The organism is Cohnella hashimotonis, from assembly GCF_030014955.1.
In the GTDB taxonomy this organism is placed as follows: Bacteria; Bacillota; Bacilli; order Paenibacillales; family Paenibacillaceae; genus Cohnella; species Cohnella hashimotonis.
Genome location: NZ_JAGRPV010000001.1, coordinates 4108637 through 4128137 on the forward strand (window position 1 = coordinate 4108637; position 19501 = coordinate 4128137).

Consider the following 19501-nt stretch of genomic DNA (forward strand, 5'->3'; position numbering starts at 1 on the left):
CTATCTCCTCCTCGTCCTTTATCGTAAAAGTTACGCTTTTATCGCATAACGAAAGCCCGCTTTTCAGCCGGCTTCGGAATCCTATTCATCTTTTATCCGTAACAATTACACTTTAACAATATAGCAGTAGGCCGAAACCGCGTCAACACGCATTCTTGCTACGACGGTTAACGGGCGATCGTCTTGGCGCCTTCCTGCTGGCATTCCTCGCATACGCCGTAAATCTCAAAACGGTGGCTCAGCACGCGATAGCTGCCGGGCAGCTCCAGATCTTCCTTCATCGGACAATAATCGAACGACAGCGTCTTCTCGCAATTGGTGCAGATGAGGTGGTGATGGTGGTGCTTGGCGCAATTCGCCCTGAACTTGAGCCCGCCGTCCATAAAATAAAATTGCTCCAGCACGCCCATATCGCTGAGCATCCGGAGATTGCGATATACGGTATTAAAGCTGACGCTCGGATACTTCACGGAGAGCTGATCGTATACGTCCTTCGGAGACAAATAGCCCTCGGTATCGGCGAAAATGCGGGCAAGCGTCCGGCGTTGGTCGGTAATGCGCCATCCGGCCCTGCTCATCATGGACACCATCTCTTGGACAGTCGCGGCTTCGCGATCCGAATCTTCGTCATGACCGCATGCTTCGTTGTGCTCGTGCACGCTCACCTGTGTCGACCTCCTATCCTTTATGTAAAAAGCAAGGACGGATTCATTAGCGCATAATCGGAAAGCGCAACGTAAGCCGGGTTCTGTACTTCCGGTGGTAAGACGGACCTGGCGGTCCTCCCACGGATGGAAGCGACAATCATCTATCTAGGCCGTACGTTGCCGCACGGCTCGAGCGACCAACCCGAACGCGCCCCGGGCAAGGGCCGCGGCTCTAGGCCGCTGCGTTCCTCTTCGGTCTTGCTCCGGATGGGGTTTACCAGGAGCAAAGTCGCCAGTGCTCCTCGTGGTCTCTTACACCACGGTTCCACCCTTGCCTGATCCGCGACAAGTCGCGGCCATCGGCGGTCCATTTCTGTGGCACTATCCTTCGGCTCGCGCCGACTGGACGTTATCCAGCATCCTGCCCTGCGGAGCCCGGACTTTCCTCTCGCGGCGCGAAGCCGCCAGCGATTGTCTGTCGAACTTTCCGATATGCACCGATAAGTATAACCAATATCGCGCCGATACACAATGGCAGACGCATCCACCGTCGAGAGATTGAACGCGAGCGGGGCTACTTCAGCCTAAAAGGATCCGTGTGCACCTCGGAGGCGAACACTTCCGTGGCATAGCCTTTCTCCGCCAGACGCTCACGCAGCCATTGCGCGGTCTTGGGACGCATGATCTTCTCTGCGTAATGACCCGGGTCGACGATCGCAAGCCCGCCCGCTTCGGCGTCCTGCGCCGAATGGAAGTCGATGTCGCCGGTGACGAGCACGTCGGCCCCCATAAACATAGCCCGCTTGATATAGCTGCGGCCCGAGCCGCCCAGCACGGCAATCTTGCGCACCTGCCGCGCGCCGTCTCCGACGACGCGGACGAAAGGCATGCCGAGCCGCTCCTTGACGAGCTCCGCGAAGTCGTCCAGCGGCATGGACGCGGGCAGCTTGCCGACACGCCCAAGCCCGAACGAGCGGCCTTTCAAGTCGACGCCGTACAGATCGTAGGCGACCTCCTCGTACGGATGCGCCTTCAGCATCGCCTGCACGACGGCCTTCCGCGCGCTCTCGGGAACGATGATCTCGATGCGCGTCTCCTCGGCGGTCGCCAGCTTTCCTTTTTCGCCGATGAACGGATCGCTTCCCTCCCGCGGCATGAAGGTGCCGATGCCCTCCACGTTAAAGCTGCAGTGGCTGTAATTGCCGATCCATCCGCCGCCCGCGCGGAACATCGCGTCGCGGACAGCCTCGCCATGCGTGCGCGGCACGAATACGGCCAGCTTGTACAGCTTGTCCGTGTGGACCTCCTCCAGCACTTCGCGGCCATCGAGGCCTAGTGCCTCCGCCATCCAATCGTTAAGACCGCCCTCGGCCGTGTCCAGGTTCGTATGCGACACGTAGACGGCGATATCCCGCCTGATCAGCTCTGCGGCCAACGCGCCTGCAGGCGTATCCGTCTGCAAATGGGCGAGCGGCCGATAAATGACCGGATGATGGGCGACGATGAGCTCCGCGCCCAAACCTGCCGCTTCCCGCACGACGTCCGTATTGACGTCGAGCGTCACCAGCACGCGCTTGATCTCTTTGCGCAGCGAACCGACCTGCAGGCCGATTTTGTCCCCTTCGACCGCAAAGTGCTTCGGCGCGAGCCGCTCCATCAACTGGGCGATCGTCTCTCCCCTCGCAAGCATGCCAACACCTCCTCGATCTCGGCCGTCGTACGCGTCCATGCTTCAAGCTTGGCCCGCGTGTCCGCGGCGTCCGATTGCTTCATCCCTTGCGCGATTCGCTCCCGCTTCGCCAGCTCGCCGCGCCACTTGGCCATAAAAGCTTCGTCCGGCGAACGGAGCAGTAGCGGCCCCATCTCGTACAGCAAGCCGGACGGGACCGCCTTGCAGCCGGCGCCGAGCAGCGCCGGATCGTACAGTTCCTTGTGTCTCGCGTCTGACTCCGCTGCGCTTGCGGCACGCTCCGCCCGCAGCAGCGTATAAATCTCGCCGTCTTCTTCGACAAGACGCTCGAGCTCAAGCACGTAGCGATTGTTCTCGAGCCAGCGCCGCACCTGATCCTCGGCCACATGCGGCGACAGGATAAGCGTCGTCACGCCGGACAGCGCCTCGCCCGCTTCCTCCAGCAAACGCACCATCAGACTGCCCCCCATGCCAGCGATGCAGACCGTATCCACTTCATCCGGCGCAAGCACGGACAAGCCGTCGCCATGGCGGACCGACACGATGTCACCGACTCCGGCAGCACGTACCTGCCGTCTGGCCGCCTCGGCCGGGCCTTTGTTCACGTCGCCGGCGACCGCATAGGCGATCGTGCCGGCGAGCGCCAGGTGCACGGGCAGCAGCGCGTGATCGGTGCCGATGTCCGCGAAGCGCGCGCCTTGCTTCACGAGACCCGCGAGCGCGTAGAGACGCTTCGACAGCTTCGGCGCTTCTATCGATAGCTTGCCGTTATTTTCATTCATGCTCATGCAACCCATTCCATCCATTGTCTGCGCAGCCGAAACATAAGCGTGCCGACAAGCGCGATTTTAACGAGCAGCTCAACTTGAATCCAGTTCCGATCCACGCCGAACAGCGCCGAATATACTTCAGGCATAAACCATAGAATGAGCGCCGTCGCAAACAGCACGGCGCCGGTCGATTTAAACTTCACGTGCGAAAACCAGCTGAGCCAGGCGAACAGCAGCGCCGCCGGCACCCAGAACACCTGCACCTCGAGCCAGCTCGGATCCGGCACCTGGCGAGTCAGTACCGACGCATAGAGGGCGATCACGCCCATCCAGCCGAGCCAGTGCAGCACCGCGAAGCGCTCGGCGATGCCGCACACGATCCAGATGAGGGCGCTTGCGAGCAGCAGCACGAACAATCCGGGCCCGTCCATCCAGCCCTGAACATAGAGGATGGCCGTGCCGGCAGCCGGCAGCAGCAGCATTCCGGTGCTAAGCAGCGCCAGGCCGCGAGCGGGCAACCGTTCCCTGTAGCGCGAGCCGAGGCCGACGAGCCCCCCGGTGCCGATGACCGCGACCGCTATTTGCAATGCCAGCGGAAACGCGCTAAAATGAAGGACAACAAGGCAGATCAAGGAAAATATGCCAATGACATACAACCATTGTTTTCCGGAAGCCTGACCGATTTGACGCAGCTTTTCGCCCGCCGCGCTTTTGGGCCGGACCGACAGATCGTCCAAATACAAATTAAGCAGGAAGTCGCAATACTGTTCGGGCAGCATCTTCGCCCTGCGCCAGGATTCGATTTCCCGCACGACCCATTTCCTCTTGTCCTCATCCAATGGAGGCATGTCGATAGCTCCTCTCGCTACGTAGCTTCCCGGATGCCAAGAGGACCTTGCTGCCCATGAATCGGCGCAAGGTCCTCTGCATGAACGCAGTCCGGCGTTCGGCGCTTATTCCAGGAAGTCCTTCAGACGCTTGCTGCGGCTCGGATGGCGAAGCTTGCGAAGCGCCTTGGCTTCGATCTGCCGGATCCGCTCGCGCGTAACTCCGAATACTTTGCCGACTTCCTCCAGCGTACGGGTACGGCCGTCGTCGAGGCCGAATCGCAGCCTGAGCACGTTCTCCTCGCGTTCGGTCAGCGTGTCCAGCACGTCCTCCAACTGTTCCTTCAGCAGCTCGTAAGCCGCCGCATCCGCCGGCGCGAGCGCCTCCTGATCTTCGATGAAGTCGCCCAGGTGAGAGTCGTCCTCTTCGCCGATCGGCGTCTCGAGCGATACCGGCTCCTGCGCGATCTTCATGATCTCGCGAACTTTGTCTACGCTTAGTTCCATCTGTTCCGCGATCTCTTCGGGCGCCGGCTCGCGTCCCAGCTCCTGAAGCAGCTGCCGCGACACGCGGATCAGCTTGTTGATCGTCTCCACCATATGCACGGGAATCCGGATCGTCCGCGCCTGGTCGGCAATCGCCCGCGTGATTGCTTGGCGAATCCACCAGGTGGCGTACGTACTGAATTTGTAACCCTTCGTATGGTCGAACTTCTCGACGGCCTTGAGCAGACCCATATTGCCCTCTTGAATCAGGTCGAGGAACAGCATGCCTCTGCCGACATACCGCTTCGCGATGCTGACGACCAGACGCAGGTTCGCTTCGGCCAGTCGCTTCTTGGCTTCCTCGCCGCCTTCGCCGCCGATCTCGATCTTCTTGGCCAGCTCGACCTCGTCGTCTGCGCCGAGAAGCGGCACGCGTCCGATTTCCTTCAAGTACATGCGAACCGGATCGTTGATCTTGATGCCGGGCGGAAGCGACAGATCGTCGTCGAAATTGAATTCGTCGCGTTCTTCGTCTTCGCGCTCGCGGTCGCGGCCGCCTCCGATCTCGTCGTGATCGTTAACGACCTCGATGCCGTGATCGGCCAGCTGCTCGAAGAAATCGTCGATTTGCTCGGCGTCCTGGTCGAACGGAGACAGCTTCTCCATGATGTCTTTATAGGTCAGTCCGCCCTTTTTCTTGCCTTGTTCGATGAGCAGCGATTTGACCTGCTCCAGCGAGCTCTCCGTCTCGAGTCCGGTGTGTTGATCGTTCGCCATTTCCGACTCCCTCCTCCCTGCAGCGGCGGCTTCAGCTTTCCTTCTGCCGTCTCTCCAGGGCGATAATCTCTGTCAATATTTGCGCGGCGCGCAATGGATCACCGGTACGCTCCGCTCGATTCATTTCCTCGTACAAGCTCTGCAAATCGTCCTTTTTGGTCACCTGACGTTCGACCGTCCGCATGCAATCGGCAAGTTCCCGCTCTCCGAAGGGCACTTCGATCAGCGCGATGGCGCTGGTCGCGCGCTCTAGCCGGTCGTCCTGCAGCGTCGCGATAAATCGTCCTATGTCAGGAGGGTTGCCATGCGCGTAGTAGGCATATAGATAAGCAGCGATTGCCGCGTGATCCTCCACATGGAAGCGATCGCCCAACCGTTCCTGGACGATTCCCGCCGTCTCGCCGTCCTGCAGCATCCACGAGAGAAGATACTGCTCGGCCTTGACATAGTCGACGGATACCTTGGGAAGCTTGGCCGAACTTCGGTTATCATTCCATTCATTATTCCACGATCCGCCCGGAATATCCCCAGCCGTTCCCAATTTCTCCTGCTGCCTGATCTTGAATACGTCCTGCTTCAAACTGTCCGTCGATGCCCCGAACTCCTGCGCCAGCTCCTTGAGCATCAATTCGCGTTCGGTAGCCGATTCGCGACGGGCTACGAGCTTGATGGCGTCTTCGAGGTACCGGAGCTTCCCGTCTTCTTCTAGCAGTATATGGGACTTCCTCAAATAGATGAGCTGAAATTTGAGGGCGGACACCGCGCCTTCTACGATCTCCCGCATATAAGCTTCGGCGCCATATGCCGAGATGTATTCGTCCGGGTCCATCTTGCCGGGCAGCACGCCTACCCGCACTCTGAAGCCGGCATTCTCCAGAAGCGGGATGCTCTTGCTCGCCGCGGCCATTCCCGCATCGTCCCCGTCGTAACAGACGATCGCCTCGTCCGCATAGCGCTTCAGCAAGGAAGCATGCTCGCCGGTGAGCGCGGTCCCCATCGTCGCGACGCCGTTGTGCACCCCTGCCGACCAGGCCTTGATGACGTCCATGTAGCCCTCGAGCAGCACGACCTGCCTTGTCTTGCGGATCGTGCCCTTCGCCGCATGGAACCTGTACAGCGTCCGGCTCTTGCTGAACAGCGGCGACTCGGGCGAATTGAGATACTTGGGCTGGCCATCCGACATTAACCTTCCCGCGAACGCGATGATCTTGCCGTCGCCGTCATGGATTGGAAACATGACGCGATCGCGAAAGCGGTCCACGAAGCCCTCGCCCTCGTGCCGTCTGGAAAGCAGACCGCCCCGGTCCATCTCGGACAGATCGTAGCCTTTCTTGTCCAGCGCCTGCGTCAGCGTGTCCCATCGGGCCGGCGCGTAACCAAGCCCGAACTCCTCGATCAGCTTGTCCGTCATGCCGCGGTCCCGGAGATAGTTCATCGCTCCGGTGCCCGCCGCGGTGTTGCGCAGCACGGCGTGATAGAACTTCGCCGCGTAGGCGTGCGCTTCCGTCATGACGGAGCGTTCCTTCTGGCGCTCGGACTGCTCGCCTTCGGGGGCCTGCCAGGAAATCGGAATGCCCGCTTCCTCGCACATGCTCCTGATCGCTTCGGGGAACGTCTCGTTTTCGATCTCCATGACGAACTTGACGACGTTCCCGCCCTTGCCGCAGCCGTAGCAATGAAAAATCTGTTTCTCGGGCGTGACCGTAAAGGAAGGCGTGCGCTCGGAATGGAACGGGCACAGCCCCTTCAGATACTTGCCGTTTCTGGACAACTGAACGTAACGACCGACGGTCTCCGCAATGTCGTACCGCCGAAGAACCTCGTCGATCGTCTCTTGTGGAATCATGCCGTTATTCATATTAAGCCATCCGCTCTGCCGTTCAATTTCGGCACGTAATACAATTCGCTAAGCGAACGAATTCTCCTGCAACTTTCGAAGCAGCAATGTCAGTTTTTGTTGAAAGCGGTCGCGGTCCTCGTCCGTGAAAGGCTTGGGTCCTCGCGTCCGCATGCCGCCGCGCCGCTGTTTGGCGGAAAAATGACGCTGCGCGAGCAGTCCGTCGATATCGTCCTCGCCGATCATCTTGCCGCGGGGCGTCAGCACCGCCGCCCCGCGCGCCAGGCCGAGCGCGGCCAGACCGTAATCGCCGGTGACGAGAATGTCGGAAGCCTTCAGCGCGTTGGCAATGTAAAGATCCGCCGACTGGTCGCTGGCGTCCACCGTCACGACGTCGACGCCCTCCTCGGCATGGAGCACGTGCGCATGCGAAGAGACGAGGAGGGCTCTTGTACCCGCGGCTCTCACGCATGCGGCGATCTCCGGCTTCACCGGGCAGGCGTCCGCGTCGACGACGACCCGGACCGGATGTTGCAGCATTCGACACCACCGCTCATCGATTATGTTGTGAGTCCCTATTATATACGCTACCGGGACGATAAATCCTTCCTGCTGCCCAAAATTTCAGGTCTCGTTCCCGTAAGAAAGCAACAACCAGCCGCCTTAGAGGCGAGCCGGTTGTGCGCCGATTTTGTCGAAACTCAGCTATTTTTCCAACTGCTCCATAATCAGGCTGGCCGTCTCCTCGACCGCCTTGTTCGACACGTCGATGATCACGCAGCCGAGCTTTTTCATAATGCCGTGCGCGTATTCGAGCTCCTGCTGAATCCGCTCCGCCGTCGCGTAAGAGGCCGTGTTCGGCAGCCCCAGCGCTTTAAGGCGCTCGACGCGGATCGCGTTCAGCGCGTCCGGCCGAATCGTCAGACCGAAAACCTTGGCCTTCGGCACGAGGAACAGCTCCCGCGGCGGCGTCAGCTCCGGCACGAGCGGCACGTTCGCGACCTTGTACGTCCGGTGCGCGAGCACCATGGACAGCGGCGTCTTCGACGTGCGGGAGACGCCTGTCAGCACGATATCCGCCTTGCTGACGCCGGTCACGTCGCGGGCATCGTCGTAGCGGACGGCGAACTCGACCGCTTCGACCTTGCGGAAATAGCCGGCGTCGAGCACATGGTTCAGTCCCGGCTCGTGCCGGGACTGGCAGCCGAAGCGCTGCTCCATCTGGTCGATAAGCGGACCGAGCAAATCGATCGCCGAGATGCCGCGCCGTGCCGACTCCGAGGCCATGTACGCGCGGAGAGCGTCGATGACCAGCGTATACAGCACGACGGCCCGCTCGCTCTGCGCCGCCTCGAGCACGGCGTCGATCGCCGCCTCCCGCTGGATGAAGCCGGCCCGGCGGATCTGCACCTTGAGCGGGTGAAATTGCGCCGCGGCGGCTCGTACAGCGAGCTCTCCGGTATCGCCGGCGGAATCGGAGACGACGTAGACGGTTATGCTTGTTGCTTCCATGGTGCTTCCCTCCGTTCGATTGGCTGGCGGCGCGGCCAGGATCAGCCCGCGAGCTTGGCGAAGTCCGCGAAGCCGCGCACGTCGTCCGCGATCAGCCCGAGCAGCGCCAGCCGGTTGCGGCGGATCGCCTCGTCGTCGGCCATGACCATGACCGCTTCGAAAAACGCGGCGATCGGTTCGCTTAGCGCGGACAGCGCCGCCAACGCCTCGGACAGTCTTGCCTCGGCCGTCGCGGTCAAAATCTTGCCGTGCGCGTTCATCCACGCTTCGTACAGCGCGCCTTCGGCGGGGTCCGCGAACAGCGACGCGTCCACCTGGCGCGAATCCCCGCCCTTCGCCGCGAGATTCGCGACGCGTCCGAACGCCTCCGCCGCGGGACGGAACGTCTCGCGGTCGTCGCCGCCGGCAGCGGCCTGCAGCGCCTGCGCGCGCAGCACCGTGCGGCGGACGTCGTCGCAGCCCGCGCCGAGCACCGCGTCGGTGACGTCGTAGCGGATCTGCTGCTCCGTCAATACGTTCTTTACCCGCAGCGCGAAAAATTCGCTCAAGTCCCGCGACGCTTCGAACGCTTCGCGCTTGCCGAGGCCCGCGGCGGCGTACACGTCGAGGGACAGCTTGAACAGGTCCGACAGCTTGAGCTCAAGTCCGTGCGCCAGCAGCGTGGACACGATGCCCGCGGCCTGGCGGCGAAGCGCGTACGGATCCTGGGAGCCCGTCGGGATAATGCCGATCAGGAAGCAGCCGACGATCGTATCGAGCTTGTCGGCGATGCCCACGATCGCGCCTACGAGCGAAGCCGGCGGATTATCCGACGCGTTGCGCGGCGAATAGTGCTCGTTGATCGCCTTGGCGACCGCAGGCTCCTCGCCGAACTTAAGCGCGTAGTCTTCGCCCATGATGCCCTGGAGCTCGGGAAATTCGTACACCATCTGCGTCACCAGGTCGAACTTGCAAATGTCCGCGGCTCGCGCGGCCTGCGTGCGCACCGTATCGTCGGCCCTAAGCAGCGCGGCGAGCTTGTCGGCGGTCACGCGAATGCGGCGCACCTTGTCGGCGACCGTGCCGAGCTCCTCGTGGTAGACGATGCTCTCCAGCTTTTTCAGGAAGGCGTCGATGCGTCCCTTTTGATCTTCGGCGTAGAAAAATTTCGCGTCCGACAGCCGCGCGCGCAGCACCTTTTCGTTGCCCTTCGCGACGTTGGCCAGCGAAGCCGCGTCTCCGTTGCGCACGGTGACGAAGTGCGGCTGCAGCTTGCCCTGCGCGTCCAGCACCGGGAAGTAGCGTTGATGCTCGCGCATCGACGTGATCAGCACCTCCTGCGGGATGTCGAGGAAGGCCGGATCGAACGAGCCCGACAGCGCGGTCGGCGTCTCGACCAGGAAGAGCACCTCTTCGAGCAGATCGTCCTTGATCGCGATCTCCCAGCCGCGAGACTCCGCCAGCTCGCCGAGCTGCGACAAGATCGTCTCGCGGCGCTCCTCCACGTCGGCGATGACGTGCTGCTCGCGAAGCTTGGCCACATACTCGGACGGATCGGCGATCTCCGCGTCTACGCCGAGGAAGCGATGTCCGCGCGTCGTGCGCCCGGTTTCGACGTCCGTGATCGTAAACGGCACGACCGCTTCGCCATGCAGAGCCACGAGCCATCGGATCGGACGCACAAAGCGTAGATCGTACGCGCCCCAACGCATGTTTTTCGGGAACGTCATCGACGTGACGATCGCGGGCAGCGCCTCGGGCAGCAGGCCGGCCGTCTCGACGCCGATGCTGGATTTATTGGCGTAGACGTACTCGACGCCGCCGAGTTCCTTGAAGAACAGCGCCTCGGGCTCCACCGCGTTACTGCGGGCGAAGCCGAGCGCGGCCTTCGTCCATGCGCCGCTCTCGTCCAGCGCGATCTTGCGCGCCGGTCCTTTGACTTCTTCGCTGACGTCCTCCTGGCGGTCGGCCAAGCCGTTCACGATGACGGCCAGCCGGCGCGGCGTCGCGTAGGCGGTCACGCCTTCGTGCGCAAGACGGCTCGCTTCGAGCCATTTTTCGGTCTTGTCCTTGAGTTGTTCCATCGCGCCGCGCACGAACCGCGCGGGCACTTCCTCGAGTCCGATCTCGAGCAGCAGATCCTTAGGCATTGTCGTTCGCCTCCTTCTTCAGCAGCGGGAATCCGAGCCGCTCGCGCTCCTGCAGGAACGTCGCGGCGACCGAGCGCGCCAGATTGCGCACTCTTGCGATATAGCCCGTACGCTCGGTGACGCTGATCGCCCCGCGGGCGTCGAGCAGGTTGAACGTATGGGAGCATTTGAGCACGTAGTCGTAAGCCGGAAATACGAGATTCTCGTCCATCGCGCGCTTCGCCTCGGCCTCGTAGGTCGAGAACAGATTGAACAGCATCGCGACGTCCGAAACCTCGAACGTATACTTGGAATGCTCGTATTCGGGATGCTTGAACACGTCGCCGTAGGAAACGCCGTTCACCCACTCCAGGTCAAATACGTTCTCTTTGTCCTGGATGTAGGACGCAAGACGCTCCATGCCATACGTGATCTCGACGGCAACCGGGTGGCAGTCGATGCCGCCGACCTGCTGGAAGTACGTGAACTGCGTAATCTCCATGCCGTCCAGCCACACCTCCCAGCCCAGGCCCCAGGCGCCGAGCGTCGGCGATTCCCAGTTGTCCTCGACGAATCGGATGTCGTGCTGCAGCGGGTCGATGCCGAGCCGTCTCAGGCTCTCGAGGTACAGCTCCTGGATGTTGTCCGGCGAAGGCTTCATGATGACCTGAAATTGGTGATGCTGGTACAGCCGGTTCGGATTTTCGCCATAGCGTCCGTCCGCCGGACGGCGGGAAGGCTCCACATACGCGACGTTCCACGGCTCCGGGCCGATCGTGCGCAGGAACGTCATCGGGTTCATCGTGCCCGCGCCCTTTTCGGTGTCGTACGGCTGGACGACGATGCAGTCCTGCTCCGCCCAAAATTGCTGCAGCGTCAATGTCATCTGCTGAAAATTCAAGTCCGCCACTCCTTCGTAAATTTGGGATCGAATCCGCTATTTCCGCGGCGCCGGAACAAGGCAAAAAACTCCCGTCCCACGTCTGCCGCGCAGACATAGGGACGGGAGCTTAAATCCCGCGGTTCCACCCTACTTGACGCCCGAAGCGACGCCGAGCAGGCTGAATCCGTCCGATCCGGATCGCCCTCGCGTAACTTCGTTTGCCCGCTCTTGTGATGGCCGTTCTCTCCGGAGCGCCCTTCGCCGATTCGTCGCGCCGGGCTCTCACCGCCCCCGGCTCGCTTGCAGCTGCCGACAGGCAACCGGCTACTCTCTCCTTCAACGAGACGCATGTCATCGATATGCAACATTTTAGCCGATGGACGCTCGGCATGTCAAATAACGGCGACTACTCCCGGATCGTGACTTTCACCGGCGAATACTCCGCAATGACGGTCTGGCCGTGCACCGACACGCTGCCCTCCGGCGACAGATCCTTCTCGGTCATGATTCCGAGCGCGATCGTAAAGCGGTTCATTTTAACCGGCACGTCCCGCTCGCGCCGCACCTCGGTTCCGTTGAGGTAAAAGACGACCTCGTTCTCCGCGCGATTGTACACGATCTTGTACGTATTAAATTCGCGCGCCTTAAAATTCGTATCCTCCTGGAACACGCAGAAAAACCGGGTCTTGTCCGACTTCGGCACCTCGACGCCCGGGAACGGCAGCACCGCGTAGACGGAGGCGTACTTGTCGTTGCCGGCGAAAAAGTCGAGTGCCGCGCCCGTCGTGAAATCGAGCAGATTGAGCGACACGTAGCCGTCGTACAGATCGCCAGGCGCCGTGCCGGTGCTGCGCGCGCGGATGTCGAGCTCGAAGCTGACCTCGCCGTTTTCCGGCACGACGACCTCGTCTACCGAATAATACATATGCTTCGCATTGTCCAAAATCTGAATGCGGTCGTGGCTGCGGCTGAGGGGCGCTCGCACATAAAGAATGCCGTTGCGGACGATGACGACCGCGTCGGGCTCCCGGTACTCCCAGAACGTGCCGTCAGGTAGCGGGAACCCGCCGATTTTCCATGTCTCGCCTTCGGAGAGAATGCGGTGAAAATCACCGAATACCAGCTGCTTTTCCATTGAAGCGTCACTTCCCGTCATTTTATTGGATGAGGCCCTGAACAATCAGACATACGATAAGAACGGAGCCGCAGCGATTGGCGGCGCGCACGGAAGCGCCCATCAGCGGCAAATACGCCCGCGAGCTGTTCTGATCCTGCAGGCGGCCGTAAGTCAGATACAGCGGAATCGCGGTGATCAGACCGACGAGCGCATAAACGGGCAATGCGCCCGCGAACGCCGCCGCGATCAGCGACAGTGCCGCGAGACCGAGCAGCAGCCTGGAAAATTGCAAGGCGCGGCGTTCGCCCCAAACGACGACCAACGTACGCTTACCCGCGGCCCGGTCCGCCTGCCAATGAAGAAAGTGATGGTTAAACAAAATCAGCGTCGTAAGCAGACCGATCGGAAGCGACAGCAGGATCGCCCTGTAATCGAACGTGGACGTCTGTACATAGTAGGAGCCGAGCACCGGCAGCACGCCAAAAGCGAGCAAAATCGCGATCTCGCTATAGCCCTTGCCCCGGTAGCCGAAACGGATCGGCGGCGCTACGTAGAAATAGGCGATGAGTCCGCCCAACGCCCCGAAGACAAACGCCCAAATGCCGGAAAGGAAAGCCAGTGCAACGCCGCTTGCGGCGGCGATCGCGAACAATCCCCAAGTGACCGCGGCAAACGTGCGCATGCTCCATACGCCGTTCGTCAAATAGCCCGAATTCGTGCCGATCGCGTCCGCCGTATTTTTCGCAGCTTCGTCCGTGCCGTTTTTATAATCCCAGAGGTCGTTGATCATATTCGAAAACAGATGAGCCGCGCCCGAGCCGATCAGCGTGAGCAGCAGCAGCCATATGTCGAATTCTCCGTCCCACACATAGGCGCCGAGCGCCCCGAGCGCGACGGGCATGAGCATGACCGGTATGACGCGCATGCGCGAAGCCTTCATGAACCGTTTGAATACGTCCATCCGAGCAGCATCCTTTCCAAGTCTATTGGGCAAATTGCGCATAAGAAAACGGCTTCGCCGATCTGCCCGAATCCAGCGAACCCGTATCTTGACTTGCATCGCGTATGTTACTTACGATAGTATAGCACACTTTGTCGAATCAGGGTACCGGTTTGAAAAAATCTTCGCCCCGCTCCCACTGATCCAAAAAATGCCGGGACTTCAGATTGAGCGCCATATGGTGATCGAACCAACGGCGCATGACCGTCTCCAGCTGCTTGGCCGTCGACTCCTTCACGGCAATGTTGCCCAGTCTTCGCATATCCATCGCCGAAAAGACGCGGAGCAGCTTCCATACGCCGTCCTCCAGCTCCATCGCCCTCGGATCGCGGTGACGGCATAACGCGCATAATGCACCGCCTCCGGCGGCGCTGAAATAAAAAGTCCCGTCCTCCCGCCCGCAGTTGGCGCAGGCGTCCAGCATCGGCGCATAGCCCGCGATCGCCGCAATTTTCATCTCGAACAGCCGCGCGACAATACGAGGATCCTTGCCTTCCGATATCGCGGTTAATCCTGCATGCAGCTGATGATAAAGGAACGCGCCCGCATCCTCGTCCTGAATGGCGCGGTCGCACAATTCGACCAGGTAAGAGGCATAGGCGGCTTGATCCAATCCTTCTCTGAGCCCTCTATACGAATCGATAATCTCGCCGCTGTTCAGACTGCCGAGACCGCCGCCCTTGTAAAAGGAAAAATCGCCGAGCGTAAACAGCTGGGCGAGCGATGCGTAACGGCTTTTCGGTTTGCGGGCGCCGCGGATGACGATGCCCTGCTTGCCAATAGACGGCGACAGGATCGTGACGATCTTGTTGCCTTCTCCGTGATCGATACTGCGGATGACGATGCCTTCCGTCCGATAAAGCAACGGCCTCTCCCCGTTTCTGTCGCCCCTGCAGGGCCGGGTCGCGCGCCATGTAAAGGTGCGCGACGAGCGCGTGCCGAAGCCGGTCGAGACGACTTAGGCTCCCGCTCCGCTCTCTTCCCTTTCGCCCTCTGGAGCCGGTTCTTCCGACGCCAGGCCGGCGGCTCCGGGCTGAATCATTTCCTTGTAAAGCAGGTAGGCTTCGATATCGCCGGTCTGCGTAAACACGTGCCACGTGAAGTCCCGCATAGCGCCCACATCCTCCCCGGTGGAAATGAAATCTTCCCAAATCGCCACCGTTAGAATGCCACCGTCGCCGTGCGGGTATGCCTGACAACATTTGTCCGTTAAGCCCGGGATTCCGCCAAGACGGCCAAGCTTACGGGTTCTAGTCGTGCCGGAAGCCAAGCGTCTTCAGCACCGACTCCCGGTTGCGCCAATCTTCCTTGACCTTAACCCAAAGCTCCAGGAAAATCTTGGACCCCAGCAATCTCTCCATATCGTGTCTCGCGCGTTTTCCGACCTCTTTGAGCGCGGCGCCGTTTTTGCCGATGATAATGCCCTTTTGCGAAGGCCGCTCCACGTAGATGACCGCGCCGATGTTCACGACGCCGTTATCCCCGGTTCCCATGCTCTCGATCTCGACGGCGATAGAATGCGGGATCTCCTCGCAAGTCGTCTGCAGGATCTTCTCGCGGATGAGCTCCGCGCAGATGAACTGCTCGGGATGATCCGTGATCTGGTCGGCGGGATAATACATCGGACCGTCTGGCAGGTATCTGCCGATCTGCTCGAGGAGCGTATTCACGTTGTTGCCGTCGCGGGCCGATACGGGCACGACCTCGGTGAAGCTATGGAGCTTGCTGTATTTGTCGATGATCGGAAGCAGCGCTTCGGGCTGCACCTTGTCGATTTTGTTCAGCACGAGGAAGACGGGCGTATTCACCTTTTTGAGCTGCTCGATAATAAAGCGGTCGCCGCCGCCTAGTTCCTCCGATACATCGGTCAGGAACAGGATCGCTTCGACCTCTTCGAGCGCCCCGAGCGCCGACTTGACCATGAAATCTCCGAGCTTGGAATTCGACTTGTGAATGCCCGGCGTATCGAGAAACACGATCTGTTTGTCTTCCGTCGTATAGACGCCGTGAATCTTGTTGCGGGTCGTCTGCGGTTTGTCGCTCATGATGGCGATCTTCTGGCCGATCACTTGGTTCATCAGCGTCGACTTGCCTACGTTCGGCCTGCCGACGATGGCGACGAAGCCCGACTTGAATTTTCCTTTTGTCTCGCTCATTCTGCGTTCCTTCCCTCCGCCAGCCTCGCCGGCGTAAATGCGCCGGGCAGCAGCTCGGCGACCGTCATAATCGATACGTCTCCGTTAGTATTGCCCATAATGACCGGCATGTCCGGTCCGCCAAGCTCGACGAGCACCTGCCGGCAGACGCCGCAAGGCGTGATCGGCGCGTCGGTCCGGCCCGTCACCGCAATGGCCCGGAAGCTGCCCGGCGCATGGCCGTCCGCGATCGCGCGGAACAGCGCCGTGCGCTCCGCGCAGTTGCCGGGGCTGTATGCCGCGTTCTCGATGTTGCAGCCGTAATGGACCGCGCCGGTGCCATCGACCAGCGCCGCGCCGACCCTGAAGCCCGAATAAGGCACGTAAGCCTTCTCCATCGCCTTGGCCGCCTCCGCCAGCAGCTGCTGCGGCGTCCAGCCGATCGCCTCTATATTGATGTCCCCCATCTGTCATCCTCCGAATCGGTCTTTGCAGGGACCGAAGTCATTTAACCCGAGAGCCGCTCCCATAGGGGCGGCAGAAGCACGATCAAACCCACGGCTGCGGCGAATACCGAAGCGATCAATACCGCCCCCGCCGCCGTGTCCTTGGCCGCTTTTGCCAGCTCGCTCCGCTGCAGGGAGGCATGATCGACCGCGCGCTCCACGGCCGTATTGACCAGCTCCGCGCAAAGCACGGCCGTGCAGGCTGCGAGCAGCCACATCCAGTCCCCGCGCGGCAGCCGAAGCCAGGCGGCGACGATCAGCACGACCGCGCTCGCCGCCAGATGGAACCGCATATGCGGCTCTGTCCGCAGCGCGTACGCGATTCCCGCCAGCGCATGCCGGAAGGACGCCGGCTCGGACTGGTTGCGGCTCACCGCGTCAGGCCCGCCTTGGCGAGTATCGCTTCCTGCTTGGCGAACATCTCCCGCTCCTCTTCCTCCGTGCCGTGATCGTAGCCCAGCAGGTGGAGGAAGCCGTGCACGAACAGGAAGCCAAGCTCGCGCTCGGCGCTATGCCCGTATTCCACGGCCTGCTCGTGCATCCGCGGCACCGAGATCACGATGTCTCCGAGCAGTTCCTCGATGCGGCCGGCGCCAGCCTGCAGCTCCTCGTCGGCAGACATCCCGTCGTCTTCATCGCCATTTGAGATATCGACCGTCGCCGTCTCGTAATCGTCCTCGTACAAAATTTCGAATTCCTCCGCGCCCTGCTGCCGCATCGGAAACGACAGCACGTCCGTCGCCTTGTCCAGATTCCGGTACGTCCGGTTCAGTTCGCGGATGCCCTCGTTGTCCGTCAGCGTCAGCGTGACGATCCCGCTTAAGACGCCCTCGGCCGCTCCCGCTTCGTTCAGCAGATCCGTCAAAAGGGACGGCCACCCCTCTTCGCCTGCCGATGCTTCCTCGCGCTCGTCCACCCATTCCAGCTTCAGGCTCATGCTTCCCTCTCCTTTTTGTCCGTCTCTTTTTTTACGGCGCTTTCTTCCGGATATTTGATCCGCGAATGGAACATGCCGATGACGGTCGTCTTCAGTGTCTCGGCGATCTGGTTAAGCTCGCGCACCGTCAAGTCGCATTCGCTCAGCTGCCCGTCGTCGAGCCGATCCTTGATAATCTTGGCGATGATCGATTCGACCTGCTCCACCGTCGGGGCCCCGAGCGACCGCACCGCGGCTTCGACGCTGTCCGCGATGCCGACGATGGCCGCTTCCTTGGACTGCGCCTTGGGACCGGGATAACGGAAGTCGTCCTCCGTCCATTCGTTCTCGACGCCTTCCTGCTCTGCCTGCTTGACCGCCTTATAGTAGAAAAACTTAAGAAAAGTCGTGCCGTGGTGCTGCTCCGCAATGTCGCGGATCTGCTTGGGCAGCTTGTGCGCCTTCAGCATCTCCGCGCCGTCGCGGGCGTGCGCGATAATGATCGACGCGCTGACCTTCGGGTCGAGCTTGTCGTGCGGATTGTCGCCGCCGTTCTGATTCTCGATAAAATAGAGCGGCCGCTTCGTCTTGCCGACGTCGTGGTAGAAGGAGCCCACCCGGCATAGCAAGCCGTTCGCGCCGACCGACTCCGCGGCCGCCTCGGACAGGTTGCCGACCATCAGGCTGTGGTGGTACGTCCCCGGCGTCTCCGTGAGCAGCTTGCGAAGGAGCGGATGGTTCGGGTTGGACAGCTCCACCAGCTTGAGCGCGGACAAGATTCCGAACGTCATCTCGAAAAACGGCATGATGCCGATCACGAGCACGGCGGTCAATAGGCCGCTCGCCAGCATGAAGCCGACCGACTGGACGAGCTGGGTCCGATCCGGATCCGGGCCGACCAGCGTGAGGGCGGTCACCGCGAACGACCCGAACAGGCTGACCATAATTCCTGCCTTCAAGATGGCGGAACGCTGGCTCGCCCGATGAATCGCGAGGACGGAAGTGAACAGGACGACCGCGGCGACGAAGCCATAGCGGAAATCGAACAGGCTGGTCTGTTCGACGTTCATGACGATGCTCGCGTGAATCGTGAACAGCAAGGAACCGACCATCGCGGTCTGGACATCGACGAGGAGCGTCATCAGCATGCTGCCGAGCGCCAGCGGCGCGATATAGATGATATAGGGCCATGCCTCGCTGTGCGCCAGCGCGACCAGATGCATGACCAGTATATTGATGGCGAAAATGAATAAAAGCATCAGCCAGTCGACGTTCGTCCGCTTCATCGCAGGCTTGGCTGCCGAAGCCGTCAGCTCCGCATAGCTATAGAGCGCGAGCATGAACAGCACCGCCAGCATAAGCGCGCCGAGCTGCGGCCAATACGTCTTCTGCTCCTGCAGAAGGCCGAAGGCGTCGAGCCGCTCGTAAGATTCCTGGTCGATGACCTGTCCGGCCTTGACGATCACGTCGCCTTGCTTGATGACGACAAGCGGCGTGTTCTGCTTGGCCTGCACCTTGGCTTCCTCGGTCGCGTCCTTGTCGTAGAACTTGTTGGGCGTCAGGACGAACCGCGACAGCTCCTGCACGATCTCCCGCTGTGTCTTGAGCGTCAGCGAGCTGCCGTTGACGAGCTCCGCCACCTTGGCGCGCGCGGCTTCGGCGTCCGTAATCGGATCGGCCATCAGCCTGCGGACGACGTCGCGGCCCACCGTACGCATCTCTGCGATCTGCTCCGTCGTGAGCTTGGGCAGCTTGTAAAAGGTCTCTTCGGGAATCCTGTAGGCCTGCGCCTGCACCGCTTTTTTCATCTCCCCGAACAAGCTGGCGGAATACACGCCCGAGCCCGAGTTCGTGCTGATGAACGTATCGATAAATTGATCCACCCGGTCCGGCAGCTCGGTGCGGTAGATCTCGATCTTCTGTTCCAGCGTTACCTGGTCGTCCTGGTTAAGCTGGTCGATGCGGACGAGAATGCTGTCGATGAGATTCTCGTTGTGCAGCGCCACGTACGGATAGATGGCGCCGATCTTCTCGGCCGCTTCCTCCTGGGCCTTAAGCGTCGCTTTCTCGTCGGTCGCCTGGTGCGGCGCCTTGATGTCGTGCTCGCTTTTTGCGCCCAGCGTGATATCGTAAGTCTCCGGCACGAGGCGCGTCGACAGGCTGAAATAAAACAGCAGGACGAACGCGAGCAGCAGCAGTCCCTTGACCGCCGCGCTCTGCTTCCATCCTGCAGCAGCAAAGGAAGATAAAATACCCGCCGGGCCGCTTCGTGTCCGATTCATCCGGCGCT

Annotated in this window: 19 protein-coding genes and 1 other RNA gene; all 20 read right to left on the reverse strand. The window is 61.0% G+C overall.

The window, feature by feature from the left end; translation table 11 throughout:
• Positions 1-167: 167 nt before the first annotated feature.
• On the reverse strand, positions 168-665 hold the full coding sequence (locus KB449_RS16605) for a Fur family transcriptional regulator (protein ID WP_434082511.1): 498 nt from the start codon (positions 663-665) through the stop codon (positions 168-170).
• 57 nt (positions 666-722) lie between these two features.
• Positions 723-1134: RNase P RNA component class A (rnpB, locus tag KB449_RS16610), an RNA gene on the reverse strand.
• 87 nt (positions 1135-1221) lie between these two features.
• A complete protein-coding gene (locus KB449_RS16615; protein WP_282909437.1) occupies positions 1222-2337 on the reverse strand; it encodes a Nif3-like dinuclear metal center hexameric protein in 1116 nt (371 codons plus the stop codon).
• Complete coding sequence (locus KB449_RS16620; protein WP_282909438.1) at positions 2304-3125, reverse strand: tRNA (adenine(22)-N(1))-methyltransferase; 822 nt, start codon at positions 3123-3125, stop codon at positions 2304-2306. The genes KB449_RS16615 and KB449_RS16620 overlap by 34 nt, the downstream gene beginning before the upstream one ends.
• Positions 3122-3955 carry a hypothetical protein gene (locus KB449_RS16625; protein WP_282909439.1) on the reverse strand — a complete coding sequence of 278 codons (834 nt, stop codon included), beginning with the start codon at positions 3953-3955 and terminating at the stop codon, positions 3122-3124. Before KB449_RS16625 ends, KB449_RS16620 begins: the two co-directional genes overlap by 4 nt.
• Positions 3956-4060: 105 nt before the next feature.
• Positions 4061-5197 carry an RNA polymerase sigma factor RpoD gene (gene rpoD / locus KB449_RS16630; protein WP_282909440.1) on the reverse strand — a complete coding sequence of 379 codons (1137 nt, stop codon included), beginning with the start codon at positions 5195-5197 and terminating at the stop codon, positions 4061-4063.
• Between the two features lie 31 nt (positions 5198-5228).
• Entirely contained in the window at positions 5229-7055 is a 1827-nt protein-coding gene (gene dnaG, locus KB449_RS16635) for a DNA primase (RefSeq protein ID WP_282909441.1), read from the reverse strand.
• A gap of 48 nt (positions 7056-7103) precedes the next feature.
• Positions 7104-7574, reverse strand: coding sequence for a YaiI/YqxD family protein (locus tag KB449_RS16640; protein ID WP_282909442.1), 471 nt, complete (start codon positions 7572-7574; stop codon positions 7104-7106).
• 165 nt (positions 7575-7739) lie between these two features.
• Complete coding sequence (locus KB449_RS16645) at positions 7740-8546, reverse strand: pyruvate, water dikinase regulatory protein (RefSeq protein ID WP_282909443.1); 807 nt, start codon at positions 8544-8546, stop codon at positions 7740-7742.
• A gap of 41 nt (positions 8547-8587) precedes the next feature.
• On the reverse strand, positions 8588-10675 hold the full coding sequence (glyS, locus tag KB449_RS16650) for a glycine--tRNA ligase subunit beta (RefSeq protein WP_282909444.1): 2088 nt from the start codon (positions 10673-10675) through the stop codon (positions 8588-8590).
• Positions 10668-11555 (reverse strand): glycine--tRNA ligase subunit alpha, encoded by an 888-nt coding sequence (glyQ, locus tag KB449_RS16655; protein ID WP_282909445.1) that lies wholly within the window; start codon positions 11553-11555, stop codon positions 10668-10670. The genes glyS and glyQ overlap by 8 nt, the downstream gene beginning before the upstream one ends.
• A gap of 388 nt (positions 11556-11943) precedes the next feature.
• Entirely contained in the window at positions 11944-12672 is a 729-nt protein-coding gene (locus KB449_RS16660; RefSeq protein ID WP_282909446.1) for a DUF6081 family protein, read from the reverse strand.
• A gap of 22 nt (positions 12673-12694) precedes the next feature.
• Positions 12695-13615, reverse strand: a complete 921-nt coding sequence (locus KB449_RS16665) for a prenyltransferase (RefSeq protein ID WP_282909447.1) — start codon at positions 13613-13615, stop codon at positions 12695-12697.
• A 139-nt stretch (positions 13616-13754) separates the two neighbouring features.
• Positions 13755-14519 (reverse strand): DNA repair protein RecO, encoded by a 765-nt coding sequence (gene recO, locus KB449_RS16670; RefSeq protein WP_282909448.1) that lies wholly within the window; start codon positions 14517-14519, stop codon positions 13755-13757.
• Positions 14520-14612: 93 nt separating this feature from the next.
• On the reverse strand, positions 14613-14765 hold the full coding sequence (locus KB449_RS16675) for a YqzL family protein (RefSeq protein ID WP_282909449.1): 153 nt from the start codon (positions 14763-14765) through the stop codon (positions 14613-14615).
• A 139-nt stretch (positions 14766-14904) separates the two neighbouring features.
• A complete protein-coding gene (gene era / locus KB449_RS16680; RefSeq protein WP_282909450.1) occupies positions 14905-15810 on the reverse strand; it encodes a GTPase Era in 906 nt (301 codons plus the stop codon).
• On the reverse strand, positions 15807-16256 hold the full coding sequence (gene cdd, locus KB449_RS16685; RefSeq protein ID WP_282909451.1) for a cytidine deaminase: 450 nt from the start codon (positions 16254-16256) through the stop codon (positions 15807-15809). The genes era and cdd overlap by 4 nt, the downstream gene beginning before the upstream one ends.
• Positions 16257-16297: 41 nt before the next feature.
• On the reverse strand, positions 16298-16669 hold the full coding sequence (locus tag KB449_RS16690) for a diacylglycerol kinase family protein (RefSeq protein ID WP_282909452.1): 372 nt from the start codon (positions 16667-16669) through the stop codon (positions 16298-16300).
• The gene (gene ybeY, locus KB449_RS16695) at positions 16666-17232 is read right to left on the reverse strand and encodes an rRNA maturation RNase YbeY (RefSeq protein ID WP_282909453.1); all 567 of its coding nucleotides are present in this window, start codon (positions 17230-17232) and stop codon (positions 16666-16668) included. Before ybeY ends, KB449_RS16690 begins: the two co-directional genes overlap by 4 nt.
• Positions 17229-19493 carry an HD family phosphohydrolase gene (locus tag KB449_RS16700; RefSeq protein ID WP_282909454.1) on the reverse strand — a complete coding sequence of 755 codons (2265 nt, stop codon included), beginning with the start codon at positions 19491-19493 and terminating at the stop codon, positions 17229-17231. Before KB449_RS16700 ends, ybeY begins: the two co-directional genes overlap by 4 nt.
• Positions 19494-19501: the final 8 nt, after the last annotated feature.